Raw genomic sequence first — 26,442 nt, 5'->3', positions numbered from 1 at the left:
CGGATCGCCCGGTCCCGCCCCGACCAGCACCACCGCACCGGTGCGGTCGGCGCCGTGGTGCGGAGCACGGCCCGCGGTCATCGGAGCACCGCCGGCGGCACGCTGCCCGCCGCACTGCGCACCGCGGCGGCGAACCGGGCGGCCAGGCCCGGGTGTCCTGCCCAGTGCACGTGCAGGTAGGAGGCGTGCAGGGAGCCGCCCCGGCCGCCGACGAACCCCTCCTCGACGGTTCCGGCGACCCCGTGCGGCACCGACGGCCGGGGGCGGAACCGCCACGCGGGCCGGCTGCCCGGCGCGGGTGCCACCCGGGTGCGGTGGAACTCGTGGCCGGTGACCACGGTGTCGGTGCCGGTCAGCACGCTGGCGGTGACCGAGGCCGCCTCACGGTAGCCGAGGACCAGCCGGTCGGTCATCCGGGCGGACGCGTCGACCGCGCCGACCATCGGCAGGCCGTCGAGGTCGCGGCAGAGATAGAGCAGTCCGGCGCACTCGGCGGCCACCGGCACTCCCCGGCGGGCCGCGTCGGCGACGGCCGCCCGCAGCGGCTCGTTGCCGGAGAGGTCGGCCGCGTGCACCTCCGGGAAGCCACCGCCGAGATAGAGCCCGGCGCAGTCCGGCGGCAGCGTCTCGTCGCGGGCCGGGTCGACCGGTACCACGGTCAGCCCGGCCGCGCCGAGCAGTTCGTCGGTCTCGGCGTACCGGAAGGTGAAGGCCGGCCCCGCCGCGACCGCGACCGTCGCCGGCGCGCCCCGGGGCAGTTCGCCGGCCGGGTCCCAGGGCTCGCCGGTCAGTTCCGGCGCCCGACGGGCCACCGCCAGTACGGCGTCCAGGTCGGCGGCTTCCAGCCCATCGCGCCAGCCGCGCGGACCCGTTCATCCGCCGTAACTACGCCACGTTCGGCGGCGGGCACCAGGCCGAGGTGCCGGCTCGGGGTGTCCAGGTCGGCATCGCGGCGCAGCGCCCCGAGCACCGGTACGCCGGTGAGCGCGACCGCCTCCCGGATCTCCGCCTCGTGGGTGGCCGAGCCGACTTTGTTGAGCACCACCCCGGCGATGGTCAGCGCCGGGTCGAAGGTGGCGAAGCCGTGCACCAGCGCCGCGATGCTGCGCGAGGTACCGGAGACGTCCACCACCAGCAGCACCGGCGCGCGCAGCAGCCGGGCGACGTGCTGATGAGCGAAGCCGGCCAGCCGCCCGTCGACCTGCAGGCCATCCGCCCTCGATGACCGCGACGTCGGCCGGAACGGGGGTCGCCGCGCCGTGCAGCAGCAGTGGCACGATCCGCGACTCCCCCTGCAGGTGTGGATCGAGGTTGCGCCCGGGCCGCCCGGTGGCCAGCGCGTGGTAGCCGGGGTCGATGTAGTCGGGGCCGACCTTGTGACCGCTCACCGCGAGACCCCGGGACCTGGCGCGGCCATCAGCCCGGTCGCGACGGTGGTCTTTCCCTGTCCCGAGCCGGGCGCGGCGACCACGACCCGGGGCAGCCGGGTCACCACTCGATCCCCCGCTGGCCCTTCTGCCCCGCGTCCATCGGGTGCTTGATCTTCGTCATCTCGGTCACCAGGTCGGCCGCGTCGACCAGCCGCAGGTCGGCGTCCCGGCCGGTGATCACCACGTGCTGGTGGCCCGGCCGGTCCCGCAGCGTCGTCACCACGTCGTCGACGTCGACCCAGCCCCACTTCATCGGATAGGTGAACTCGTCGAGGACGTACAGGTCGTGCTCGCCCGCCGCAAGCCGGCGCTTGATCTCCAGCCAGCCGTCCCGGGCGTCCGCCGCGTGGTCCGCCTCCGTACCGGACCGGCGGCTCCAGCTCCAGCCGGCGCCCATCTTGTGCCACTGGACCGGGCCGCCCTCGCCGGTCTGCTCGTGCACCCGGCCCAGGGCGAGCATCGCCGCCTCCTCGCCGACCCGCCAGCGGGCCGACTTGACGAACTGGAACACCGCGATCGACCAGCCCTGGTGCCAGCCTCGCATGGCCAGCCCGAAGGCGGCGGTCGACTTGCCCTTCATCGCTCCGGTGTGGACGATCACCAGCGGCCGGTTGCGGCGCTGCCGGGTGGTCAGTCCGTCCGCCGGCACGCTCTCCGGCTGTCCCTGCGGCATCAGGCGGCCCTTCCCGTAGAACTCGAAACGGCTGGCGCGCGCCCCGGCGCGCCCGGCGGGCCGGCCACCGGCACAGCGGTGGCCGGCACAGCGGTGGCCGGCACAGCGCCGGCCGGCACAGCGCCGGCCGGGCCGGTACGCGAACGGACGGCGGCGGTCAGCGTGTCGGCCGCGACCGCACCCAGTGGCAGGTGTTCGGCGCCCATCGCGGCGGCGAGGTCGGCGGCCAGCCCCATCCGCACCCGGCCCGCCTCGCAGTCGACCACGATTCCCCGGATCCCGGCGCCGGCCAGCAGCCTCGCCGCCCGGTTGGCCCGGCCGACCGGGTCCGGACCGGCGGTGGCCCGCCCGTCGGTGACCACCACCAGCAGCGGCCGGCGGCGCGGGTCGCGGATCGCCTCGACCCGCAGTGCCTCGCCGGCCCGGAGCAGGCCCTCCGCCAACGGCGTACGGCCACCGGTCGGCAGCGTCTCCAGCCGGGCGGCGGCCGCCTCGACGCTGGAGGTCGGCGGCAGCGCCAACGCGGCCGCGTCACCCCGGAAGGTCACCAGTCCCACCTTGTCCCGGCGCTGGTACGCGTCGAGCAGCAGGGAGAGCACGGCGGTCTTGACCGCACGCATCCGCTGCCGGGCCGCCATCGACCCGGAGGCGTCCACACAGAACAGGATGAGGTTCCCCTCCCGCCCCTCGCGTACCGGCATCCGCAGGTCCTCGGCGCGCAGCAGCAGGCCGGGGCCGAGACGCCCGCGGGAGCGCTGGTGCGGCGCTGCCGCGCGCAGCGTGGCGAGCAGGTGTGGGCGCCCCGGTGCCGGGCCGGCGGGGCGGGCGGTCCGTACGGTCTGGCCGACCGTGGTGAGGGCCCGCGACCGTCGGCCGGCCACCCCGAGACCGGTGCCCGGCACGGTGAGCAGCCGGGCCCGGTACGGCGTGTCGACGCCGGCCGTGCTCACCGTCGCCGGCTCGCCGGACCGACCGGAGAGGTCGGCGCCGTCCGGTGTGGACGGGCCGGACGGGGTGGGGCCGGACGCGGGGCGGGCCGAGGGGTCGCTGCCGCCACCAGGACCGCCCGGGCCGGGACCGCCCGGATCGGGCGGATCGTCCGGTCCCCCGGGACCCGGCTCGTCCGGTCCGCCGTCCGGGTGCTCCGGTCCGTCACCATCGCCGTCGGGCCGGTCCGGGCCGGGGTCGGGCCGCTCCGCCTCGGCGTCCGACTCCGCCACACCCGCCTCGGCCAACGCCTGGTCGAGCTGTTCCTCGTCCATCGCCGGTGGGTCGAACGGATTGCGGCGGCGGCGGTGCGGCAGGGCGAGCCGGGCCGCCGCCCGGATGTCCGCGACGGTCACCGTGCGCCGCCCGCACCAGGCCGCGTGCGCCATCGCGGTACGCGCGGTGACCAGGTCGGCGCGCATCCCGTCGACCTCGAACGCGGCGCAGACCTCGGCGATCCGGCGCAGGGCGTCGTCACCGAGGGTGACCGTGGGCAGCAGGGCCCGGGCGGTGCCGATCCGGCCGGCGAGTGCCGCGTCGGCGTCGGCGTACCGGTCGGCGAACGCCTCGGGACCGGCCTCGTACGCCATCCGGCGGCGCACCACCTCGGCCCGGACCGCCGGGTCCCGGCTGGCCGCCACCTGCACGGTGAGGCCGAACCGGTCCAGCAGTTGGGGGCGGAGCTCCCCCTCCTCGGGGTTCATCGTGCCGACCAGGACGAACCGGGCCGCGTGCGCGATCGAGACCCCCTCCCGCTCCACCGTCGAGCGTCCCATCGCGGCGGCGTCCAGCAGCACGTCGACCAGGTGGTCGTGCAGCAGGTTGACCTCGTCCACGTAGAGCAGCCCGCGGTGCGCGCCGGCCAGCAGGCCCGGCTCGTAGCTCGTGACGCCCTCGTTGAGCGCGCGTTCCAGGTGCAGCGCGCCGAGCACCCGGTCCTCGGTGGCCCCCACGGGCAGCTCGACCAGGCGGGCGGGACGGGTCCGCGCGGGTGCCCCGGGTTCGTGCGGGCCGTCCGGGCAGCCCGGGTCGGGGGCGGCCGGATCGCAGGAGAACCGGCAGCCGGCGACGACCGTCACCGGCGGGAGCAGCCCGGTCAGCGCCCGGACGATCGTCGACTTGGCGGTGCCCTTCTCGCCCCGGACCAGCACACCGCCGATCGCCGGGGAGACCGCGGAGAGGGTCAGCGCGAGCGCCATGTCGTCCATCCCGACGACGGCGCTGAACGGGTACGGCCTCATCGGAGAGGACCTCCTGCCTCACACGGGTGTCCACGCCCGTGACCGGTTCTGACCACGCCGGCAGACCGGGTCTGCACGGCGCGCGACGGTGACGCGAGTATCTGGCTTCCGGGCCTGCGCTGCCCGGTCACAGTGGCGGGACCGCCCCGGACTCGTCGGCCATGTCGGCCGGCTCACCGGTGTTCCTCACCGCACCATCGGAGCAGATGATGGCACATCCCGGCCCGGACGGGCAGCTCGGACCGGCCGGGTCGGTCAGGTCGGCGCTCGGCTAGCGTACGGTCGCGTGGACGTGCGGAGTGCGACGGCAGAGCTGACCGTGGTCGGCATCGGCGCGGACGGCTGGCCCGGGCTGGCGCCCGAGGCGCGGGACGCGCTCGGCTCGGCGCGGGTGGTGCTCGGCGGGCACCGGCAGCTCGCCCTGCTGCCGCGTCCCGAGGTGACCGCCGAGCGGGTCGCCTGGCCGGTGCCGATGATGCCGGCGCTGCCCGGCCTGCTCGACGCGTACGCCGGCCAGCGGCTCTGCGTGCTGGCCAGCGGCGATCCGATGTGGTACGGCGTGGGCGCCCGGATCGCCGGGCTGGTCGGCCCGGAGCGGATCCGGGTCCTGCCCCACCCGTCGTCGATCTCGCTCGCCTGCGCCCGGCTGGGCTGGCCGGTCGAGCAGGTCAGTGTGGTCAGCGCGGTGGGTCGGGACCTGGACCAGGTGCGTCGGGTGCTGCAACCGGGCCGGCTGCTGCTGGTGCTCAGCGCGGACGCGGCCACCCCGGCCGCGCTGGCCGCGACGCTCGCCGGGGCCGGCTACGGGCCGAGCCGGCTCACCGTGCTGGAATCCCTCGGCGCGCAGCGGGAGCGGCGGGTCGACGGCCGCGCCGAGGACTGGGCGCAGCCGCCGGGCGACCCGCTCAACGTCGTCGGGGTCCGGGTGCACGCCGCCGGCGGCGCCCGGGCGCTCTCCACGGTGCCGGGGCTGCCCGACGACGCGTACGCCAGCGACGGGGCGCTGACCAAGCGCGAGGCGCGGGCGCTGGCGCTGGCCCGGCTCGCCCCGCTGCACGGCGAGCTGCTCTGGGACGTGGGTGCCGGCTCCGGCAGCATCGCCATCGAGTGGCTCCGCGCCGAGCCGACCGCCCGGGCCATCGCCGTCGAGTCCCGCCCGGACCGGGCCGAGCGGATCGCCACGAACGCGGCCACGCTCGGCGTACCCGGGCTGCGGGTCGTCGTCGGCGCCGCACCGGCCGCGCTGGCCGACCTGCCCACCCCCGACGCCGTCTTCGTCGGTGGCGGCCTCACCGCCGACGGACTGCTCGACGCCGCCTGGACGGCGCTGGCCGACGGCGGCCGGCTGGTCGCGCACGCGGTCACCCTGGAGGGCGAGCGGGAACTCGTCGCCCGGGCCGGCCGGCTCGGTGGCGAGCTGACCCGGCTCGGCGTGGAGCGGGCCGGCCGGCTCGGCGGGTTCACCAGCTGGCAGCCGGCCCGACCGCTGGTGCAGTGGGCGGCCACGAAAACCGAACCGGAGGTGACGGCATGACCGTCTATTTCATCGGCGCCGGCCCGGGTGCGGCCGACCTGATCACGGTACGTGGGCAGCGGATCCTGGCCCGCGCCCAGGTCTGCCTCTACGCCGGCAGCCTGGTCCCCGCGGACCTGCTCGCGCAGTGTCCATCCGGGGCCACGTTGGTGGACACCGCCGAGCTGACCCTGGACGAGATCGTCGCCGCGATGGTCGACGCGCACGCCGCCGGTCGGGACGTGGCGCGGCTCTGCTCCGGTGACCCGGCCGTGTTCAGCGCGGTCGCCGAGCAGACCCGCCGGCTCGACGCGGCCGGCGTGCCGTACGAGATCGTGCCCGGGGTGCCGGCCTTCGCCGCCGCCGCCGCGAGCCTCGGCCGGGAGTTGACCGTGCCGACGGTCGGGCAGACCGTCATCCTGACCCGGGCCCAGGCCCGGTCGACGCCGATGCCGCCGGGCGAGGACCTGGCCACCCTCGGGCGCAGCCGGGCGACCCTGGTGCTGCACCTGGCGATCGGGCGGCTCCACGCCCTGGTCGACCAGCTCGTCCCGCACTACGGCGCGGACTGCCCGGTGGCGGTGGTCGCGTACGCCAGCCGGCCCGACGAGGTCATCCTGCGCGGCACCCTCGCCGACATCGCCGGCCAGGTCCAGACCGCCGGGGTACGCCGTACCGCGGTGGTCATCGTCGGTCAGGTGCTGGCCGCCGAGGGCTTCCCGGACAGCTACCTCTACTCGACGGGCCGGGACCGCACCGCCAAGCGCGGGGTCCAGTGAGTGCGAGGAGTGAGCCGGGTTTGCGAGCCCCGCAGTCACGAACGAAAGCGGGTCCAGTGCGGCAGACTCGACCGGTGCGGAAGATCCTGATCATCGGCATCGGCGCGGGCGACCCCGACCACCTGACCGGGCAGGCCGCCCGGGCGCTCGGCGAGGTCGACGTCTTCTTCGTGCTCGACAAGGGCGCCGAAAAGCACGACCCGGTCGCGTTGCGCCAGGAGATCCTGCGCCGGCACGCCCGGCCCGGCCACCGGGTGGTCGAGGCCCGGGACCCGGAGCGGGACCGCGACCCGGCCGACTACGTGGCGACGGTGGACGACTGGCGGCGGCGCCGCGCCGACGTCTACGAGCGGCTGATCCGCGACGAGCTGGCCGACGGCGGCTGCGCCGCGTTCCTCGTCTGGGGCGACCCGGCCCTCTACGACAGCACGCTCGGCATCGTCGAGGAGGTGCTCGACCGGGGCGATGTCACCTTCGAGTACGCCGTGGTGCCCGGGGTCAGCAGCGTCTCGGCGCTGGCGGCCCGGCACCGGATCGGGCTGAACCGGGTCGGCCGGCCGTTCCTGGTCACCACCGGCCGCCGGTTGGCCGAGGGCTTCCCCGCCGGGATCGACGACGTGGTGGTGATGCTCGACGCCCACTGCACGTTCACCCGGTACGCCGACGACGAGGAGCTGGATATCTACTGGGGGGCGTACCTCGGCACCCCGGACGAGATCCTGGTCGCCGGGCGGCTGGCCGAGGTCGCGGCCCGGATCGAGGAGACCCGCCGGGCCGCCCGGGAGCGCAAGGGCTGGATCATGGACACCTACCTGCTGCGCCGCCGCTGACCCCACCCCGGCGAACCCGCCCCTCGCCCGGCTGGCGACCGGGGCGCACCGTACGTGCCAGCAGACGCCTCACCGACGGGTGAGCGCCGGGCCGGGGCCGGCGGGTCCACGGCCCGCAGCCGCGCCACCCGGCGTTCCCGGGGCGGACCCGCGAGCAGGTGGCCGGCCACCGCGGCGAGGCCGACCGCGCCGACGGCCAGCCAGTGCCCGTCGCCGAGATACTGCAGGCTCACCCCGCCCAGCGCCGGAGCGACGAACGCGGCGGCGGGAAACGTCAGGTAGAAGACCGCCTGGTAACGGCCGCGCAGGGCGGGTGGCGCCAATTCGGCGTTGATCTCCGCGTTCGGTGGCGCGGCGAGCATCGAGCCGACCGTCCAGACCAGGGCCGCCAGCAGATAGCCGGGGAGCCGGTCGGCCAGCGCGAGGCTGGCGTACCCGATCGCCATCAGCCCGGTCGCGGCGGCCAGCACCCGGTGCTTGCGGTGCCCGTCGGCCAGCCGGGGCACGAAGAGTTGGCCGGCCACGATCAACGCACCGCCCAGGGCGACGACCAGACCGTACGCCGACGAGGTCAGGCCGTCGGCGCGCATCGCCAGCGGCATCACCGTGGAGGTCTGCGTGGTGAGCACGGCGAGCACGAAGGTCAGTCCGACGAAGGCGAGGAAGGTGCGGTCGGTCAGCGGGGTGCGCAGTCCGGTCCGGGCGGCGGCGGCCGCCCGGGGAGCCGCCCGCACCAGCGTCTCCGGCACCTTGGCGCCGATGATGGCGGCGGCGACCAGGGTGGCCGCCGCGTCGACCAGGAAGAGCGCGAGATAGCTCGCCTCGGCGAGCAGCCCGCCCAGGGCCGAGGCCCCGGCCATGCCGAGGTTGAAGGCCCAGAACTGGAGGTTGAACGCGCGGGAGCGGCGGGCCGCCGGTACCACGTCGACGATCGCGGCGACGAACGCCGGACCGGGCATCGAGTGGGCCATCCCGACCAGCCCGGCGAGCAGGGCGATCAGCGGCAGACTGGTCGTCACCGCCATGCCGGCCATCAGCGCCGCGGCGACCAGGTGCGACCAGAGCAGCGTCCGGCGCCGCCCCCAGCCGTCGGCGAGCACCCCGCCGAGCAGGACGCCCGCCACGCCGCCGATCCCGTACGCCCCGACCACCAGGCCGGCGAGGGCGTCGCCGGCCCCGCGCGCCTCGGTGAGGTACAGCGGCAGGAAGACCATGGCGAAGGCGCCGATCCGGTTGATCAGCAGCCCGGTCCAGAGGTACCAGAAGGTGGCCGGCAACCCGCCGGCCGTGTCACTCAGCCACGGCCTTACCGCGCGCACCGGTCCTCCGGTAAGGATTGTTTCCAGTTTTCCGACCGGGTCGACGGTAGAAGGTGACCGGCCGGCACGCCAGGGTGTCCCTGCTCACGCGACCCCTGACCGTGGACGAGTGGCGGCAGTTCGTTCCCGGACTGCCGTACCGCCGCACGTGCGGGCGGGAATGAGGAGGTCGGCCCGATCGCGTGTGGGTCGCCGGCCGTGGGGGTAGCGGGCAACGCAACAGCGAGGTGGAGGAGAGGACGAGATGACCGACCCCAGGTACGTACCGATCGGGCTGGCCGCCACCGGCGCACTGCCCGGAAGCGAGGAGACCGAGACCGACAACGGCGGGGAGATCGTGGGCGCGGACGACGCGCGTGCCGACGCCGTACGGGCCGGCGCGGACGAGGACCTGGCCGGGGCGAACCGCGACACGGACGGCGTCCCGGTCGGCCAGGCCGACGCCGAGGCGGACCGGGCAGGCGCCGCCGGAGAGACCGCCTGAAGTACCCGTCCCGACCGAGGTGACGGCTCGGCGGCGGCGACCGGCTCTCACCGGCCGCCGCCGCCGAGCTGAACACCCGTCGGTCCGGGATCGCTCCCCCGGTCACGAATCGTCGTCGGCCACCTTGCCGCCCGGCCCGTACGGCGAGGTCTGGCCCTTCGGCACCGGACGCTTGCCGCTCTTGTCGTGGCTGCCGCCCGGCGGCTCGGTCGGGTTGGCGTCCTGGATCCGCTGCTTGGTCGTCGCCGACTCGCCACTGCGGCGCATCTCCGGCTGCTGGATGTTGGTCATCGTGGTCTCCCTTCGGCGTCCAGCTAGTCGCCTGCAGCTCGCCGGCGGCCATGCCGCATCCTCGCAAGGACTCCCGCCGGCCACTCGGCCTGGCCACGCGCGATGTCGGCGCGGTGCGAACAACGCCGCCGGTCCCCGGCCGTCACCTCGCGAGATGGCTTCGCCACCGGTGGTCGGTTGCGCCCACCCACCGTCGCGGTACCGGTGGGGCATCACCCGGATCGGGTGACCGCGTGCGGCGCCGGGGCAGCCGGAACAGGCGCGACCCGGGTGCGCGCCGCCCCCGGTCGGCCTACGGTGGGAAGATCACAGACCGGAAGGGGAACGGGTGCCGGAGCAGGACTGGTTTCTCAGCGCGACGGAACGCGGCAACCCCGACTCCACGTTGCCCGTCTGGTCGGACGGCAACCTCGTCGAGCCGCTGATCCACGGGGCGACGTACTTCGACCGGCTGGTCACCGAGGTGCGGGCGCTGCGCGAGGGCGACCACCTGTTCTTCACCGACTGGCGCGGGGACCCGGACGAACGGCTCCGCGACGGCGGACCCACCATCGTCGAACTGCTCGCCGACGCGGCCCGGCGCGGGGTGGTGGTCAAGGGGCTGATCTGGCGCTCCCACCTGGACAAGCTGGCCTACAGCGAGGAGGAGAACCGGCACCTCGGCGACGCGGTCGAGGCAGCCGGTGGCGAGGTGCTGCTGGACCAGCGGGTCCGGCGGGGCGGCTCACACCACCAGAAGCTCGTCGTACTCCGGCATCCGGGTCGACCGGAGCGGGACATCGCATTCGCGGGCGGCATCGACCTGTGCCACAGCCGGCGCGACGACGCCGACCACCACGGCGACCCGCAGGCGGTGACGATGGCGGGGGCGTACGGCGACAACCCGCCCTGGCATGACGTGCAGCTCGCGCTGCGCGGCCCGGTGGTCGGCGCCCTCGACCTGACCTTCCGGGAGCGCTGGACCGACCCGGCGCCGCTGGACCAGCACGGTCCGATCAGCACGGTGCGGGACCGGCTCCGGGGCGCCGACCTGCACCCGGACCACCTCCCGCCGCGACCACCCGACCCACCGCCGTGCGGGCCGCACCGGATCCAGGTGCTGCGGACCTATCCGGCGATGCGCCCGGCGTACACCTTCGCCAGACGCGGTGAGCGCAGCGTCGCGCGGGGCTACACGAAGGCGATCCGGCGGGCCCGACGACTCATCTACGTCGAGGACCAGTATCTCTGGTCCAAGGACGTGGCCCGGCTCTTCGCCGACGCGCTGCGCGCCAACCCCGGGCTGCACCTGGTCGCGGTCGTGCCCCGGCACCCCGACGTGGACGGCCGGCTGGCCCTGCCGCCGAACCAGGTCGGCCGGGAACAGGCCGTCGAACTGTGCCGCGCCGCGGCCCCCGACCGGGTGCACGTCTTCGACGTGGAGAACCACGCCGGCACCCCGGTCTACGTGCACGCCAAGGTCTGCGTCATCGACGACGTCTGGTGCAGCGTCGGCAGCGACAACTTCAACCGCCGCTCGTGGACCCACGACAGCGAGCTCTCCTGCGCGGTACTCGACGACAGCCGCGACGAGCGGGTTCCGCACGACCCGGCCGGGCTCGGCGACGGCGCCCGGCGGTTCGCCCGGGACCTGCGGCTCGCGCTCTGGCGGGAACACCTGGACCGCAGCGACGACGATGACCTGCTGGACCCGGACTCGGCGGTACGCGCGATCAGCGCGGCCGCCGACGCGCTGCGGGACTGGCACGCGGGCGGCCGGGCCGGGCCCCGCCCACCGGGGCGGTTGCTGCCGCACGAGACCCGGCGGCTGCCGTGGCACCAGCGGCTCTGGGCGGTCCCGACGTACCGGCTGGTCTACGACCCCGACGGCCGCGCCTGGCGGGACCGCCGCGCCGGTAGCTGGTAGCCGCGCCCCGGCTCAGCGGGGCAGTTCGTCGGCGGTGATCACGTACGGGTCGGCGAGCAGTTCGCCGGCGCGCCGGTTGCTGGCCAGCGACAGCCAGGCGTTCTCGGTGTCCGACCAGGGGAAGTCGTGCCAGGAGACCCAGTACGCCACGGCCGGGTAGTCCTCCCGCAGCCGATCGGCGTACCGGGTGGTGTCCAGGTCGCCGTCCCGGTCGTGCTCGCCGCGCAGCCCGGCCGAGTACTCCGCCTCACCGACCACCTCGGGCAGCCGCAGGTACTCCGGATAGTCGGGGATCAGCAGGTCGTCCTGGTACGAGGTGCCGGCGACGACGTCGACCACGTCCGCGCCCGGGTACGCCCAGGCGGCCGGCTTGACCCGGGTGGTCTCCCGCTCCGCCGGGTCCACCGGACGGGAGGCCGGCGAATAGACCCAGAGCAGGTTGTCCAGGCGCCGTTCCTGCGTGAGGTACCGGTACATGTCGCGCCAGAGCCGGACGTACACCGATGGCTCGTCCGGTTGCAGGGTCGTCCCCCACCAGAACCACCAGCCGTTCATCTCCTGCATCGGCCGCCACAGCACGGTGACGCCCGCGTCGCGCAGCTCCGCCAGAGCGTCCGCGACCCGGGCCAGCTTGCGCCGCCACGCCTCGCCGGCCGGCGTGGCCGGGTCGAACAGGTCGGCCAGCTCGACCCCGTCGAGCTGGCCGGCGTCGGTCCGGGTGTCGGTCCAGGTGCCCGGGTCCGCCTCGATGTCGCGTTCGTCGTTGAGCCAGGGGCTGAGCGGGGACCAGGTGACCGCGACCAGGCCGCCGCGCCGCTCGTGCCCGACGAGGACGTCGTTGGCCACCGACAACTGGGCCGGGGTGAAGACCTGGTCGTGCTCGTAGTCGACGCCGACGACGCCGACGTACCGCCCGGTGTCGCGGGCGAGTTCGGCGACGAGTCGGGGATAGCCGAACCAGCCGTCCGGGTCGGTGGCCTGGGAGCCGTGCCCGACGTTCTGCCCGGAGACGACACCGTCGGCGAACCGGGGCGATCCGCAGGTCAGCCGCCACAGGTAGGTGTGCACGGCGACGGCGTCGGCGGTGGCGTCCGGGTTGGCGGGCCGCGGCGGGTGCGCGCAGACCCGCGGCGTGTCGGGATGACCGGCCGGTCCGGCGGCGAGCACCGGCGGCGCGGTGGCCACGAGCACCGGTACGACGCCGGCCAGCAGCACGGCGGCGGTTGTCGACGACTTTCCCATGGCGACCCGGCCCTTCCAGAGCACTCCGGTGGCGGGATGCTCGCCGCTGGCGTCACGATCGTCCGCGCGAACACCGAGGACCTGCGCACGGTAGCCAGCGCATCGATGCCTGTCAACGCGAACGTCGTCCCCCCGGGGCGGCGCCGGGCACCGCTACTGGCAACTCGACGGGACCGGGCGGTATTATATCGATGTTTATGTATCGAATGATCTTCGGAAGTCGGGCGCCAGCGAAGAGATGAGGCCGACCATGCCGAACGACCAACCACTGTGGCCGCCGTTCGCCGAGGACGAGGAATACACGGTGAGCCTGCGGTCGAAGCTGGTACGGACGGTGGAGCGACCGCCCGTGGTCCGCGAGCAGGACGAGAAGGACACGACGTCGAGCCCGGAACTGCTGCCCGGATACCGCGACAAGGAGCGTTAGGCGATGTCGCTTGGACTTCCCGAGCTGATCGCACCGACGACCGAGGCCGACTTCCTCAGCGGGATCTTTCACCAGCGACCGCTGTTTCTGCCCGGCGCCCGGGACCGCTTCGCCGGCCTGTTCTCCTGGGAAGACCTGAACCGGGCGCTCGGCCAGCACCGGCTGGAGTTCCCCCGGCTCCGCCTGGTCCGGGAGAGTGCGGCGGTCCCACCGGAGCGCTACACCGAGCGCGTGTCGGTCGGTGAGGGACGGACGGCCCCCCGGGTGCTGGTCGCCCCGCTGACCGACCTGGTCCGGCAGGGTGCCACCCTGATCGTCGACGCGGTCGACGAACTCTCCGATCCGTTGCAACGGGTCGCGGCGGACCTCGAACGGCTGCTGCGCTCCCAGGTGGGCGCCTGCGCCTACTTCAGCGGCACCACCGAGCCGGCCTTCGCCGCCCACATCGACCAGGTCGACACGTTCGTGTTGCAGCTGCACGGCGCGAAGCGCTGGCGGATCTACGAGCCGACCCGGGAGGCGCCGCTGCTGCGCGACGTCGTCGTCCGGGCCAGACCGCCGGAAAAGGTGATCATCGACGAGGTGATGCGGCCCGGCGACCTCCTCTACTTCCCGCGCGGCTGGTGGCACAGCGTCGAGACGACCGAGCCCCCGGCGATGCACGTGACCCTCGGCGTCGCGCCCGCCTGCGGCACCGACCTGCTGGAGTGGATGACCGAACAGCTCCTCGGCGACACGTCGTTCCGCCGGGACATCCCCATCCTGGGCAGCCCCGAGGAACAGGCCGCCTACATGGACGGGCTGCTGGGCACGATCACGAAGATCTGGAACCCGGACCTGCTGCGGTCGTTCCTCCAGTACCGGGATCTCCAGGCCCGGGCCCGGCAACGGTTCGGGTTCCCGGCCGCCGCCACGCCGGCGATCCTTCCGGCCGGCGACGACGTCCTGGTCCGCTTCGCCGCCCCCCGGGCCTCGATCGAGTCGGCTCCGGGAGCCGTACGCCTGCACGCCGACGGCCGGCGGTGGGTCTTCGACGACGCGGTCACCGGGCTGCTCCAGGACCTGCTCTCCGGCGACGCGCTCTCCATCGGCGAACTCTCCGGACGACATGACGGCACGCTCGACCGGGAGGATCTGCGGATCCTGCTCGAGGACCTGCACGCCGCCGGTCTCCTGCACTGGGTGCCGTCGGCCGCCGGCTGACGCGGGCGCGAGGGGTCACCCGGCGGCGGCACCGACCCGAGCGGCCTCACCGGCCGCGCCGGCCCGTGCGGGGTCACCCGGCGGCGCCGTCCGGAGCGCGGCGCCCGGCCCGCTCGAACCGGTTCTCGTAGTGCGCGATGACGTCGCGCAGCTGCCGGACCTCCGGGGTGCCCCGGTAGCTGTGCAGCGCGCGCAGCAGATCCGTGGACTGCCGCGAGACGATGTAGACGTCCTGCGGAGCGCTGAGGATCACCTCGCTGGCCAGCCGGCACCCCTCCCCCGGCTCGCCGAGGTTGACGTGCGCGGTCGCCATGATGATCTTCGAGTGCGCCACGTGCCGGTGGATCGCGTGCTCTCCGAGGAGTACGACACTGCGCTGGGCCGCCTCCAGCGCACGTTGGGGCTCCTCCAGGTTGAGCCAGCCGATCGCGGTGTTCGTGATCGTGCTGCTCGGGGAGAATCCCCAGATCGGGGTGCCCGGCAGGTCGGAGTTCTGCCCCGACGGGATCGTCTCGGCGGCGGCCTCCGCCTCGGCGATCATGCGCAGGGACAGCGCCCGGTCGTTGGTACGCGCCGCCGCCTGGGCGAGGTTGCTCACCATGTTGGCGCGGTTGGCCCCGCGCGTACCGTCGACGAAGCTCTCCGTCAGCTGCCGCACCGCACGGGCGTTGCCGACCGACCAGGCGACGGCGGCGCGCTCGGCCATGACCCAGGACATGAAGGCCCGGTCGCCGATCTCCTCCGAGAGCAGGTACGCGTTCCGGTAGTGGCTCAGACACTCGGCGAGCTTGCCCTGCATGTGGGTGAGCAGCGCGAGCATGCCCGACAGCCGTGCACCGTACAGGCAGAGTTCGCCGCGTTGCCGGAATGTGGCCGGCCCACGCAGCAGGGTCAGGACCGTTTCGAGGTGCTCGCTCAACGCGCCGTGCAGCTCGTCGAAGTCGTGCTGGTCGAAGGTCTGCGAGTAGTAACCGACCGCCAACTGGATCGTCTCCAGCACGGCCGGCGTGACCCGGTTCTGCTCCAGTGTCTCGGCCACCCTGAGCGGCAGGCCGGGCACGGGTTGCAGGGCCCGAGCCGAGACCTCGCCCCCTAACAGGATGACGCTGGACTGCAGCAGGGCCCGGCGGTCCAGCCCACCGTCCGGCTCAGGTTCGATCTCGACGGGGAAATCCGGCGGAAACCCGAGGGCCGGTACGACAGCATCGGGTGCCGCACCCTGCGGGGCCGCCTCGTTCTGGTCCATCTGCCACCTCGCCGACATCCCGGTGGAGGACCGGCCCGCCCACCCGCCCCCGGTACGGCCGGACGGCAACGGTCAAGGAATGATCACGGTTGTCGTTCCCGTAACAGATGGTAGTCGTTCGATGCGTCGGCGGGCCACCAGCCTTGCCCGAACGGACCCCTACGGCGAACCCGTCGGGGTGCGGAGGGCGGCGCCGGCCGAGGTCACGGGCGGGTCCACCCGGATCCGACCGGAAGGGGCAGTACCAGGGTGTGCATCAACGGGCCACCCGGAGGGCGGGACACGGCGACCTGCCGCCATCCCCACCGCTGGTACATCAGCCGGGCCGGCGAGTGCGGCATGGTGGAGAGCATGGCGTACCGCTCCGGCCGGCCCGCCAGGAGTTCGTCCAGCAGCGCCCGCCCGATGCCCCGGTTGCGGCAGGCCGACCGCACGTCCAGGTCGACCACCGCGAACCGCGCGGCGGCGAGCACCTCCGCCGGCGGCGGGGTGGACTCTCCGGCCCACCACCGGCCGGCCGGGAACGGCAACCCGAACGCGATACCCACCATCGGACCGCCCAGGTGCGCCGTGACCAGGGTGAAGCCCGGCCGGACGAGCTGCTGGCGGAGCCGTCGCAGGAACGCCTCCCGGGTCCAGAGCGGGCCGTCGAACAGCGGCTCGGCACGGGCATCCTGGTAGAGGTCCGCCAGGTCGTCGGCCAGGCCGGCCGCCTCGGCACCGGCGTGCCGGCGCAGCTCGACCGCCGGAGCCGCCGGTGTCCCGGCGTCCGCCTCCGGCCGCACCGGGCCGGCCGCGGTCGTCCCGGCCCTCGTCGGCGCCGCCGGGTCGCCGGTCGTCCCGACCGGATGAGGAGCGCGCCCGGTGGTCAGGCCGACTCCGGCGGTGCGGGGAGGGGCTGGGGGCTGCCGTGCGGGGAAATCTCCCACCACGATCCCGCGGCGTCCCGGAACCGGGCGGTCGCCGACACCCCGGACGGCGGGTCGGCGGACTCACCGTCGACCCCGATGTACTCGTGGCTGGCGGCGGCGCCGGGTGCGAGGTACGGCGGCAGGATCCCGGTCACCTCCGCGGCACCCTCATGCCAGATCATCGTCGGATCGTGGATCGGCAGCGGGCTGGCGTTGCGTACGGTGGCGACGAGGCGTCTGCTCGGGCGCCCCCGTTCGGCGACCTCCTCGCGTAGCTCCTCGACGATGTAGACCTGGACCGCCTGGGCGCGCTGACGCTCCCACTCCTGCCGTTTACGGTCCTGGATGGCGGCCCGCAGCTCCGCCACCTGAAGCGCCAGCACCTCGGCCTGCGCGTCGATCTGCTCCTGCTGGAGCCGCAACTGCGCGGACTGGGTGCGGTACGCGGCGACGCCGGCGAGCAGTGCCGCCATGGCGACCACGGCGGCACCCGCCGTCCCCCAACCCTCGAGTTGATCGGTCAGCGCACTGGCTGCTGGCATGAGAGTCACCGTATCGCTGTGCGGCGGGATCGCAACGCACGCCGGTGGCCGGACCGGCGCCGGTCGCAGCGGATCGAGGCGGCGCGGGGCGCCCGGCCGGTCGCCGGACGCCCCGCGCTGCGGTCAGCCGTCCCGTACGGTCACAGCCCGGCGCACTGCCCGCTGGCCGGGCCCCGCACCGTGTTGGCCAGGCCGTTGCCGACCGGGGCCGGGTCGTTGGCGGCGCAGGCGAGCGGCCCGCCGACCGTCGTCGCCGAGACCAGCGGCCCGGCATTGCCGGTGAGGGTCACCGGGCCGCCGACGCGGGCCCGCTCGACGCCGACCTCGCCGGCGGTCCCGGTCACCAGGACCCGGCCGCCGACCTCGACGTTCCGCAGGACGACGGCGCTGGCGCCGCTGGCCGACACCGGGCCGGCGATGCTCCCGCCGTCGACGTAGAGCGCGGCACCGGCCTGCACCACGACCGGTCCCCTGATCGTCGCCCCGGTCAGGCAGACCACCCCGGACGAGACGGTCAGCGGACCGTTGCGGCGGCCGGTGACCGTCGAGGTGCAGTCCGGCGACGGGTTGGCCAACAGCTCGACCTCGGCAAGCGCCACCGGCGTGTCGGACTCCGCCGGCGTCAGCCGGTAGTGCGCGTACCGGCCGGGCCGCTCGACGTCGAACGACCGGGTCTGCGACCGCCAGCGGAACGTCTGGTCCGCCCGGCTGTCGATGACCGTCCACTGCCGGCCGTCGTAGGAGCCGGCCAACTGCCAGCCCCGGGGGTCGCCCGGCTCCGCCCCGGAGGTGAGCGTGTAGTGGGTGACCTTCTCCGGGGTGCCGGTGACGGACCAGGTGACCGCCCCGTCCAGCGTGGCCTCGGTGGCCGAGGTGTCGTCGGTCAGTGCCGCCGGTCCGCCCCGGACCGCGATGTCGGCCAGCGGCCGGGCGGGCGCGCCGGGCGGAGTCAGCGACGCCGGTACGCTCGCCGCGCCGGTGCCCCAGCTCGACGGTGCGGCGCCCAGCTGGAAATCCAGTACCGCACCGTCGGCGAGTTCGCCGTGCGAGATCGAGGTCCGGTCGTACGGCACGCCGTCGACCCGCAGCCTCTGCACGTAGACGTTGCCGGCACTGTTGTCCGGCGCGTTGACCACGATGTCCCGGCCGTTCTCCAGGTGCACGGTCGCCTTGCGGAACAGCGGCGACCCGATCACGTAGTCCGGGCTGCCCACCTGGAGCGGGTAGAGGCCCAGCGCGCTGAACAGGTACCAGGCCGAGGTCTCGCCGTTGTCCTCGTCGCCGGCGTAGCCCTGGCCGATCTCGCTGCCGAGGTACATCCGGGACAGCACCTCCCGGACCTTCGCCTGGGTCTTCGCCGGCTGTCCCGCGTAGGTGTACATCCAGGGGATGTGGTGCGACACCTGGTTGCTGAAGCCCCACATGCCCATCCGGACGTCCCGCGCCTCGATCATCTCGTGGATCGTCCCGTTGTACGAGCCGGGGAACCGGGCGGTCTCCGGCGTGGCGAAGAACTCGTCCAGCTTCTCCGCGAGGGCGTCCCGCCCGCCGTACAGGTTGGCCAGCCCCTGCCCGTCGTGCGGTACGTGGAACGCGAAGTTCCAGCCGTTGGTCTCGGTGTAGTCGTGCTCGTGGCCCCAGACCCGCGGGTCGTACTCGTCCGGGTCGGACTTCCACCTGCCGGCGGCGTCGCGGCCCTGGAAGAACTCGACGTCCGGGTCGAACATGTGCACGTAGTTCTGTGCCCGGTTCCGGAAGTACTCGGCGTCGGAGCGGTAGCCGGCCCGCTCGGCCTCCGGCGTCGCCGGGTCGGCCGCCAGCGCGGTGGCCATGTTGGCGATGCCGAAGTCGTTGACGTAGCCCTCCAGGGCCCAGGAGACCCCCTCGGAGACCGCCGACGAGGTGTACCCGGCGAAGATCGAGGTCTGGAGTCCCTTGCGCCCGACGCTGGTGTTGTCGGGGTTCGCCCCGGGCGGCGCCACCGTCGCGTTGCGCACCGCCGCCTGGTACGCGGCCTTCGCGTCGAAGTTGCGCACCCCCTTGACGTACGCGTCGGCGAACGCGACGTCCGAGCTGGTGCCGGTCATCAGGTTCGCGTACCCCGGCGCCGACCAGCGCGACACCCAGCCGCCGTCGCGGTACTGCTGCACGAACCCGTCCACCAGCTCGCCGGCCATACCGGGGCTGAACAGCGTGTACGCCGACCAGGTGGTGCGGTAGGTGTCCCAGAAGCCGTTGTTGACGTACACCTTCCCGTCGACCACCTCGGCCCCGGTCTCGGTCGGGGTGGAACCGACCGGGATCGACGACGAGGTGGAGGACTGCACGGCGTGCCTCCAGTGCGGCGCCTCGGGGGTGCCGACGTTCTCGTGCGCCGAGTTCGGGTACAGGAAGAGCCGGTAGAGGTTCGAGTAGAGGGTGACCAACTGGTCCTCGGTGGCGCCCTCGACCTCGACCACCCGCAGCTTGTCGTCCCAGAGCCGCTGCGCCCGCTCGCGGACCACGTCGAAGGTGTCGTTCCGGCCGATCTCGTTGGCCAGGTTGCGGCGGGCCTGCTCGACCGAGATCAGCGAGGTGGCGATCCGCAGGTGCACCTGCCGGGAGTCGCTGGTGTCGAAACCGAGGTAGCCGGTGACGTTGGCCCCGCCGCCGCCGGTGAGCCGCCCGCTGGCCACCACCGGGCGGTCCGCCACGGCGTGGACGAACATCCGGGTGGCGCCGTTGGAGAGCCCGCTGCGGACATCGGTGTAGCCGCTGATCTCACCGTTGTCGCCGAGGGTGAGGCCTCCGTTGTTGTTGACGTTGTCGAAGATCAGGTTGCCCCGGTCGCCGGGGAAGGTGAACCGGAACATCGCCGCGTGGTCGGTCGGCGCGATCTCCGTGACGAGCCCGTTGTCGAAGCGCACCCCGTAGTAGTGCGCCCGAGCAGTCTCGTTGCCGTGCTGGAACGGCAGCGCCCGGGCGGTCCGGTTGGCGTCCGGCACGCCCTGCGCCACCGAGGGCATCACCTGGAAGGTCTGCCGGTCCCCCATCCAGGGGCTCGGCTCGTGGCTGACCGTGAACGCCTGGAGCGTGGGACGGTTGTCGGCGTTGTTGGCGCGCTGGTAGTCGTAGAGCCAGTCGGTCGAACCGGCGTTGGTCATCGGGGTCCAGAAGTTGAATCCGTGCGGCACGGCGGTCGCCGGGATGTTGTTGCCCCGGGAGAAGCCGCCGGTGGAGTTCGTTCCCCGGGTGGTGAGCACGTAGTCGGAGGGCCGGACCCGGTTCGGGCGGGCCGGGTTCGCGGTGACCCGGATGTCGTCCACCCAGCCGTTGAAGACGCCGGTGCCGGTGCCGCTGTCGTAGCCCACCAGGATCCGTACCGCCCGCTTGCCGGCTGCGACCGCGCCGACGCGGGACCGCTTGAGGTTCCACTGGTCGGCGTAGAGCGACTTGGACACCCCCTGCGCCTGCGGGCTCAGCCCGAATCCGTACTGGTCGACGGCGCCGAGGTCGCTGAGGTAGGTGCCGTCGTCGAAGGCCAGGTCCACCGCCGCGTACGTGCTCGGGTAGTCCAGGTCCTGCCCGCTCAGCTCGGGGAAGATCGCGTACGACAGCTCGGTGTCGGGGGTGATGCCGAGGTCCACGTCGAAGACCTGGTTGTACGCGTACCCGCGACCGTCGACGGTCTGCCCGCCGGAGTACTGGAGCGCGTTGCGCCCGGTCCAGCCGGCGTTCGGCTTCATCGTGGGCCCGTTGACCGGGCCGCCGCTGACGAAGCTGCGCATGTCGGTGACCGGTGGTGGCGTGGTGTCGCCGTCGGAGAGTTGCAGCTCGGCGAGTTGGAGGGTGCCGCCACTGCCCACCGCGGTGATGTTCAGCCGGTAGTACCCGTACGTCGTGGTGTTGTCGAGGCGGTACTCCCGGGTCTGGAAGCGCTCGGCGAACTCCTGCCCGCTGCGGGTGTCCAGGGTCGTCCAGCTCTCCCCGTCGGTGGAGCCCTGCAACGTCCAGCTCCGTGGGTCCCGCTCCGGCGCGTCGTTGGCCGAGGTGAGCGCGTAGTGCACCACCGCGACGGGCTCGTCGAGGCGTACCCGGATCCAGCCGGTCGACGCGAAGACCAGCCACTTCGTGCTGATGTTCTGGTCCACGGCGCGCTGCGCGGTCTCGTTCGGCGGGTTCTCGCCGCTGCCGGTGACCTCGGTCGCGCGGTCGGCGACGTTGCCCGGGATCCCGCTCGCCGGGCTGCCGGTCACGCCGGACGTCTTCTTCCGGCCGGTGGGGTCGACCTCGGCGGTGTTGGTCCAGTTCGGTTGGGGGTCGCCGGGCTCCAGCGAGGACTGGAACTCGGTGCCGCCCGCCGGTGCGGCCCGGGCCGGGATCTCTCCGACGGGCACCGCCAGGCCGATCGCGACGACGAGCGCCACCGGGAGGGTGTGTCTGGACAGCTTCATGAGGATCTCCCATGGGGGTTGGTCAGGTGTGGGACGGCACACCGGATGGAGATCACGCCAGCGTTCGGTCCGGCGACAACGTTGTCAAGCCGGCAGCGGGCCGGCTCGACGCGTCGGCATCCCCGCGCCGGCTTGCTGGGTCATGCTGGAGGCGACGGGAGTCCCCGGCGAGCAGGGAGGATCGATGAGCTATCCACCGGAGCCGTGGCACCTGCGGGGGCAGATGTACGTGTCGGTCTGGTCGGTGCCCCGCCGGGATCTGCCGCCGCTGCCGGGGGAGCTGGCGCGCGTCGTACGGCCGGTGACGCTCGGCGGTCGCGGCCTGATCGGCACGGCCTGGGTGGTGTACGAGCCCGGCGGGGTGCTGCACTACCGCGAGCTGCTCTGCGCGGTGCTGGTCCGCGACGGCGCCCGCCCGCGGGTGAGCATCACCGGCATCTGGGTGGACAGCCCGACCTCCCGCGACGGCGGCCGGGAGCTGTGGGGCATTCCCAAGGAGTTGGCCGCGCTGGAGATCGGCGGGACGGCGGACCGCGACGGAGCCGGCGAACTCGCCGCCTCGGCGGGTACCGGGTCCGGACCGATCGCGCGGGCTGTGGTCAGGGCCGGGCGACGGCTGCCGGGGCGATGGCCGCTGCGGTTCTCGGTGGCGCAACTGCTCGGCGCGCGGGTCCGTACCACCCCGGTGCGGTGTCGGGCGGGCGTCGGGGTCGGCTCCGCCGGCTGGGATGTCGATCCGGCCGGGCCACTGGGCTACCTCGCCGGCCGGCGACCGCTGTTCACCCTCACGCTGCGCGACTTCCGGCTGGTCTTCGGGTCCGCCGGTGCCGCCGCCGGACGGCCGTAGCCGGGTGGCTCGTCGCCGTGCGACGACGAACCACCCGGGCGGCCGCGATCAGAGGGTGATCTCTCCCGGCAGGCCGAAGTAGTCGTGCCACTTCAGCCCGGGACCGAAGCTGGTGCCGGTGGAGAGCGCCGTGTAGACGTCGGCGCTGGGCAGGTGGGTGAAGGTGGTGGCGTCGGTCCGGCCGTCCCCGTTGAAGTCCCCCACGTACGGGAACTCGCCGAGCGGGGCGAAGAAGTCGTGCCACTTGCCGGCGTTGACGAACCCACCCTGCCGGTCGGACAACGCCACCCAGACGTCACCGGTGTTGTCGTTGGTGAAGGTCGCGATGTCCGCGGCGCCGTCGCCGTTGAAGTCGCCCAGTCTCGGCGCCTCCAGGCCGATCCCGAAGGCCTCGTGCCACTTCGCGCCGCCCAGGAAGCCGGAGCCCGTCGAGAGCCCCACGAAGACGTCGGCGCTGCCGCCCTGGGTGAACGCGACGATGTCGTCCCTGCCGTCCCCGTTCACGTCCGCGACGCCCGGACTCTCCCCGGCCAGGCCGAAGAAGTCCTGCCACTTCGACGATCCGGTGAACCCGGTGCCGGTGGACAGCGCAACGAAGACGTCGCCCAGGCCGTTGCGGGTGAAGGTGACGATGTCGTCCTTGCCGTCGCCGTTGACGTCGCCGACGGCCGGCACCTCGCCGTCGAGGGAGAAGAAGTCCTGCCACTTCGCGCCGCCCAGGAACCCGGACCCGGTCGAGAGTCCGACGAAGACGTCGGCGGAGGTCCCCTGGGTGAAGGTGACGATGTCGTCCAGGCCGTCGCCGTTGAAGTCGCCGGTCAGTGGCGTCTCGCCGTCCAGCGAGAAGAAGTCCTGCCACTTCTGGGTGGTGCCGGCGAATCCTGTCCCGGTGGAGAGCGCGACGTAGACGTCCGCCAGCGGGCCCTGGGTGAACGTGACCACGTCGTCCCGGCCGTCGCCGTTGAAGTCGGCGTCCGATCCGGTGAACACCCCGGCGAACGTCGACTCCCAGCGCAACGGTGCGACCCAGAGGCCGCCCATGCCCCAGCCGGCGCCGGTGACCCAGGTGGTCCCGTTCGGCTCGGTCACGATCTCGGCGGCGTGCGCGTCGATCCGGCCGGCCAGGTCCGCCACGGAGAACCGGAACGGGTCCCGGCTGCGGTAGACCCGGGTGTCCTTGTAGCCGGACTCGCAGCACACGGCCAGGTACCACCAGCCGTTGCGGAACACCACGAACGGCGACTCGGTCGGCCCGCCGCCGGTGCCGACCGCGGGGTGGTGGAACGCCACCTGCTTGGCGCTCCAGTGCTCCAGGTCGGTGCTCGTGCGGTAGGCCACCTGGTGGTTGCCCCCCTGCGGGGTGCTGTTCGCGGTGTAGTACATCACCCACTGCCCGCTGACCCTGGTGACCATCGGATCCCGGCCGTCCCAGCCGTCGGTGAAGAGCGGGTTGGCGGCGCTGCGGGTCCAGTGGACCAGGTCGGTCGAGGTGGCGAGGTGCATCCGGTACGCGGCGTGGTCCGGTGTCCCCGCGGCGTAGAACATGTAGTAGCGACCGCTGTCGTGGATGACGTGCGGGGCCCAGATGTGGTCCTCGCCGGCGGCCGGGTCGGCGCTGAGCGCGAACGGCTGCTTGGTCCACGGACCGCCCGGCGACGGGGCCGTGGCGTGTCCGAAGTGCTTCTCGTCGATGGGGTTGGCCGGTTCGGCGTGGGTGATCGCGTAGACGTGCCAGGTCCCGGTCACCACGTCCCGAACCAGGGTGTGGTCGTTGTAGTACCACGGCCGGGACTCTCCGACCGACGGGTCGTAGACCCGGATGAACGAGCCGGCGGAGACCGTCGGCGGCCGGGCCGCGGCGATCGACGGCGGTGCCGCCACGGCCGGTACGGCGGCCGGGGTGGCCGCGACCGGTCCGGCCTGGGCCGGTCCGGCGATGGTGCCGAGCGCGGTGAGGACGGCCGTCGCGAGTGCCGCCAGGCGGAATCTGCTACCTCTCATGGTGATCTTCTCCCTGGTGGATGTGTCGGGTCAGAGGGTCGTCTCGCCGGCGAGGCCGAAGAAGTCCTGCCATTTCGCGCCGCCCTGGAAACCGGTACCGGTCGACAACGCGGTGAACACGTCAGCCGACGCGTTACGCGTGAAGATCACCGCGTCGTCCATACCATCACCGTTGAAATCCCCCGTGTACGGGAACTCACCAGCCAACCCGAAAAAGTCGTTCCACTTCGCAGTCGACCCGACAAAACTCCCCTGCCGATCCGACAACGCCACGAACACATCCGCCGCCGCGTTCACCGTGAACGTCGCGACATCCGCCGCCCCATCACCATTGAAATCACCAATCCGCGGCGACTCCCCCGGCGTCGCGAACCAGTCATGCCACTTCACCCCACCAGCAAAACCCGTCCCCGACGACAACCCCACGAACACATCCGCCGCCGGACCCTGCGTGAACGCCACAATATCGGCCTTACCATCACCGTTCACATCACCCAGACCCGGATACTCACCAGCCAACGCGAAGAAATCATTCCACTTCGCCCCACCAGCAAAACCCGTCCCCGTCGACAACGCCACAAACACATCCGCCGACGCGTTACGAGTGAACGTCACCACATCATCCAACCCATCACCATTCACATCCCCAACCGCCGGCACCTCCCCCGCCAACGAAAAGAAATCATTCCACTTCACCCCCGCACCAAAACCACTCCCCGACGACAACGCCACAAACACATCACCCGACGTCCCCTGCGTAAACGTCACGATGTCATCCATACCATCGCCATTGAAATCACCCGTCAACGGCGTCTCCCCCGGCAACGCGAAAAAGTCATGCCACTTCGCCCCACCAAGAAAACCGGTCCCCGTCGACAACGCCACAAACACATCCGCCGACGCACCATGCGTGAACGCCACCACGTCGTCCATACCATCGCCGTTGAAATCAGCCGGCGAACCGGTGTACACCCCGGCCGGCCCGCTTCCGCCAGCGGTCACCAGCTGCATGTAGTACGTCCAGTTCCAGTGCCGGCCCGGGTCGGTGTGGTCGTTGCCCGGCACCTCGTTGTGTCCCACGATGGCCTGCCGCGTCTTGGGCAGCCCGTGCCGGTCGCAGAGCCAGCGGGTGAGCGCGGCGGACGAGCGGTACATCGAGTCGGTGAACCAGGACGGGTTGTCCACGAACCCCTCGTGCTCCAGGCCGATGGTGCGGGAGTTCGCCGACCGGACGTGGAAGGCGGTGTCGCCGTCCCGGACCATCTGGGTGACCTCGCCGTCCGAGGAGCGGATCACATAGTGCGCGCTGACCTGGGACGCCGGGTTCTGGAACCAGCTGATGGTGCCGGCGTAGGAGCCCTGGGTCACGTGGACGATGATCTGGTTGATCGCCGCGGACCGCCCGGTGTTGTAGTTGCTCGGGCTGGCGGGCACCCACCGGGAGTCCGGGTAGTCCAACCCCTGGGCGGTGACGCCGCCCGGCTCGCTCCCCGGCCGCAGGCCGCCCGGCTCGCCCAGCGGCCGTGCCCGCTCGTACCGGCCGCGTTCGGGTCGCCCGGCCCGTGCCGGCACGTCGACCCGTTCCCCGTCCGGGGTCCGGGTCTGCAGGCCGGAGCCGAGCAGCTCGTACACGGTGTCGGCGTACATCCGGGCCACGCTGTCGTCGGTGGCACCGCCGTACCCGGCGACCACCGGGTACCAGGCGCCGATCCGGTCCCGCTCGGCCGCCGAGAGGCCGGCCGCGTCCGCCAGTGACCGGAGTACGGCCGCACCGCCCCGGACGTTGGCCGCGTTCCGGGTTCGCAGCGCCTCGGTCGTCTCGCCGGTGAGCTTCGACGCGAGTTCGAGGGTGCGCCGGACCGGGTTGCTGACCAGGTGCATCACGCCGTAGCCGTTGTCCTGGCTGGGTGCGCCCCGGTGCCCGTCGAGGTGCGTCTCGCCGTATCCGACCGCGACGATCAGGTCACGCGGTACGTCGAACTCGGTCGCGGCCCGCGCGAACGCGGAGTTCAGCTCGCCGACCTCGACCTGCGGCCGGGCGTGCGCGGGGGCGGCGGCGAGCACGGGGGTGGCGACGATCGCGAGGGCGGCCGCCGTGAGGACTGACAGGCACGATCTCTTGCCGTTCATGAACACC

At 73.2% G+C, this 26,442-nt stretch carries 19 protein-coding genes, 1 pseudogene and 1 riboswitch; of the genes and pseudogenes, 8 read left to right on the top strand and 12 right to left on the bottom strand.

The features are described from left to right. Window positions 1-77: 77 nt before the first annotated feature. From ACQEUR_RS17520 to ACQEUR_RS17510, 3 genes and pseudogenes are all read right to left on the bottom strand, one after another. Window positions 78-1,492, bottom strand: a pseudogene (locus tag ACQEUR_RS17520) (cobyrinate a,c-diamide synthase). After that, window positions 1,489-2,103 carry a cob(I)yrinic acid a,c-diamide adenosyltransferase gene (cobO, locus tag ACQEUR_RS17515; protein ID WP_433031965.1) on the bottom strand — a complete coding sequence of 205 codons (615 nt, stop codon included), beginning with the start codon at window positions 2,101-2,103 and terminating at the stop codon, window positions 1,489-1,491. Before cobO ends, ACQEUR_RS17520 begins: the two are co-directional and overlap by 4 nt. Then, window positions 2,103-4,331: a magnesium chelatase subunit D family protein gene (locus ACQEUR_RS17510; protein ID WP_433031962.1), complete on the bottom strand. Its 2,229-nt coding sequence runs from the start codon at window positions 4,329-4,331 to the stop codon at window positions 2,103-2,105. The genes cobO and ACQEUR_RS17510 overlap by 1 nt, the downstream gene beginning before the upstream one ends. 90 nt (window positions 4,332-4,421) lie before the next feature. Next, a riboswitch (cobalamin riboswitch) is annotated at window positions 4,422-4,550 on the bottom strand. A 67-nt stretch (window positions 4,551-4,617) separates the two neighbouring features. Here ACQEUR_RS17510 and cbiE point away from each other — a divergent pair. The 3 genes from cbiE (at window position 4,618) to cobF (ending at window position 7,453) form a co-directional block, all read left to right on the top strand. After that, complete coding sequence (cbiE, locus tag ACQEUR_RS17505; protein WP_433031960.1) at window positions 4,618-5,865, top strand: precorrin-6y C5,15-methyltransferase (decarboxylating) subunit CbiE; 1,248 nt, start codon at window positions 4,618-4,620, stop codon at window positions 5,863-5,865. Further along, window positions 5,862-6,623 (top strand): precorrin-4 C(11)-methyltransferase, encoded by a 762-nt coding sequence (gene cobM / locus ACQEUR_RS17500; protein WP_433031957.1) that lies wholly within the window; start codon window positions 5,862-5,864, stop codon window positions 6,621-6,623. The genes cbiE and cobM overlap by 4 nt, the downstream gene beginning before the upstream one ends. Window positions 6,624-6,697: 74 nt before the next feature. Continuing rightward, window positions 6,698-7,453 carry a precorrin-6A synthase (deacetylating) gene (gene cobF, locus ACQEUR_RS17495; RefSeq protein WP_433031954.1) on the top strand — a complete coding sequence of 252 codons (756 nt, stop codon included), beginning with the start codon at window positions 6,698-6,700 and terminating at the stop codon, window positions 7,451-7,453. Here cobF and ACQEUR_RS17490 read toward each other — a convergent pair. Beyond that, window positions 7,432-8,772, bottom strand: a complete 1,341-nt coding sequence (locus ACQEUR_RS17490) for an MFS transporter (RefSeq protein ID WP_433031951.1) — start codon at window positions 8,770-8,772, stop codon at window positions 7,432-7,434. The genes cobF and ACQEUR_RS17490 overlap by 22 nt on opposite strands. A gap of 244 nt (window positions 8,773-9,016) precedes the next feature. Here ACQEUR_RS17490 and ACQEUR_RS17485 point away from each other — a divergent pair, with 244 nt between their 5' ends. Then, complete coding sequence (locus ACQEUR_RS17485) at window positions 9,017-9,256, top strand: hypothetical protein (protein WP_433031948.1); 240 nt, start codon at window positions 9,017-9,019, stop codon at window positions 9,254-9,256. Window positions 9,257-9,358: 102 nt separating this feature from the next. Here the strand turns inward: ACQEUR_RS17485 and ACQEUR_RS17480 are convergent, their stop codons facing one another. After that, window positions 9,359-9,547, bottom strand: coding sequence for a hypothetical protein (locus ACQEUR_RS17480; protein ID WP_433031946.1), 189 nt, complete (start codon window positions 9,545-9,547; stop codon window positions 9,359-9,361). 328 nt (window positions 9,548-9,875) lie between these two features. Between ACQEUR_RS17480 and ACQEUR_RS17475 the strand changes: the two genes are divergently transcribed. After that, window positions 9,876-11,453 (top strand): phospholipase D family protein, encoded by a 1,578-nt coding sequence (locus tag ACQEUR_RS17475; RefSeq protein WP_433031943.1) that lies wholly within the window; start codon window positions 9,876-9,878, stop codon window positions 11,451-11,453. 12 nt (window positions 11,454-11,465) lie between these two features. On the opposite strand, the gene ACQEUR_RS17470 is transcribed toward ACQEUR_RS17475, so the two are convergent. After that, on the bottom strand, window positions 11,466-12,719 hold the full coding sequence (locus ACQEUR_RS17470; protein WP_433031940.1) for a glycoside hydrolase family 26 protein: 1,254 nt from the start codon (window positions 12,717-12,719) through the stop codon (window positions 11,466-11,468). Between the two features lie 226 nt (window positions 12,720-12,945). Here ACQEUR_RS17470 and ACQEUR_RS17465 point away from each other — a divergent pair, with 226 nt between their 5' ends. Beyond that, entirely contained in the window at window positions 12,946-13,122 is a 177-nt protein-coding gene (locus tag ACQEUR_RS17465) for a hypothetical protein (RefSeq protein ID WP_433031937.1), read from the top strand. 3 nt (window positions 13,123-13,125) lie between these two features. Next, window positions 13,126-14,325, top strand: coding sequence for a cupin domain-containing protein (locus ACQEUR_RS17460; protein WP_433031934.1), 1,200 nt, complete (start codon window positions 13,126-13,128; stop codon window positions 14,323-14,325). Between the two features lie 73 nt (window positions 14,326-14,398). On the opposite strand, the gene ACQEUR_RS17455 is transcribed toward ACQEUR_RS17460, so the two are convergent. The 4 genes from ACQEUR_RS17455 to ACQEUR_RS17440 all read right to left on the bottom strand — a co-directional run bounded on the left by ACQEUR_RS17455 (window position 14,399) and on the right by ACQEUR_RS17440 (window position 21,457). Next, window positions 14,399-15,571, bottom strand: a complete 1,173-nt coding sequence (locus ACQEUR_RS17455; RefSeq protein ID WP_433031931.1) for a hypothetical protein — start codon at window positions 15,569-15,571, stop codon at window positions 14,399-14,401. Window positions 15,572-15,774: 203 nt separating this feature from the next. After that, on the bottom strand, window positions 15,775-16,356 hold the full coding sequence (locus tag ACQEUR_RS17450) for a GNAT family N-acetyltransferase (RefSeq protein ID WP_433031928.1): 582 nt from the start codon (window positions 16,354-16,356) through the stop codon (window positions 15,775-15,777). Window positions 16,357-16,439: 83 nt separating this feature from the next. After that, entirely contained in the window at window positions 16,440-17,024 is a 585-nt protein-coding gene (locus tag ACQEUR_RS17445; RefSeq protein WP_433031925.1) for a hypothetical protein, read from the bottom strand. A 140-nt stretch (window positions 17,025-17,164) separates the two neighbouring features. Then, a complete protein-coding gene (locus ACQEUR_RS17440) occupies window positions 17,165-21,457 on the bottom strand; it encodes a GH92 family glycosyl hydrolase (RefSeq protein WP_433031922.1) in 4,293 nt (1,430 codons plus the stop codon). 184 nt (window positions 21,458-21,641) lie between these two features. On the opposite strand from ACQEUR_RS17440, the gene ACQEUR_RS17435 reads away from it, so the two are divergent. Further along, window positions 21,642-22,304 carry an acetoacetate decarboxylase family protein gene (locus ACQEUR_RS17435; protein WP_433031919.1) on the top strand — a complete coding sequence of 221 codons (663 nt, stop codon included), beginning with the start codon at window positions 21,642-21,644 and terminating at the stop codon, window positions 22,302-22,304. A 48-nt stretch (window positions 22,305-22,352) separates the two neighbouring features. On the opposite strand, the gene ACQEUR_RS17430 is transcribed toward ACQEUR_RS17435, so the two are convergent. Both ACQEUR_RS17430 and ACQEUR_RS17425 read right to left on the bottom strand, forming a co-directional pair. Next, window positions 22,353-24,305 (bottom strand): FG-GAP-like repeat-containing protein, encoded by a 1,953-nt coding sequence (locus ACQEUR_RS17430; protein ID WP_433031916.1) that lies wholly within the window; start codon window positions 24,303-24,305, stop codon window positions 22,353-22,355. A 30-nt stretch (window positions 24,306-24,335) separates the two neighbouring features. Continuing rightward, window positions 24,336-26,435, bottom strand: coding sequence for an N-acetylmuramoyl-L-alanine amidase (locus tag ACQEUR_RS17425; protein WP_433031913.1), 2,100 nt, complete (start codon window positions 26,433-26,435; stop codon window positions 24,336-24,338). Window positions 26,436-26,442 lie beyond the last annotated feature (7 nt).

The sequence above is a fragment of the Plantactinospora sp. CA-290183 genome, from assembly GCF_050936375.1.
GTDB lineage: Bacteria > Actinomycetota > Actinomycetes > Mycobacteriales > Micromonosporaceae > Plantactinospora.
This window is presented reverse-complemented; position numbering and strand designations above follow the sequence as displayed.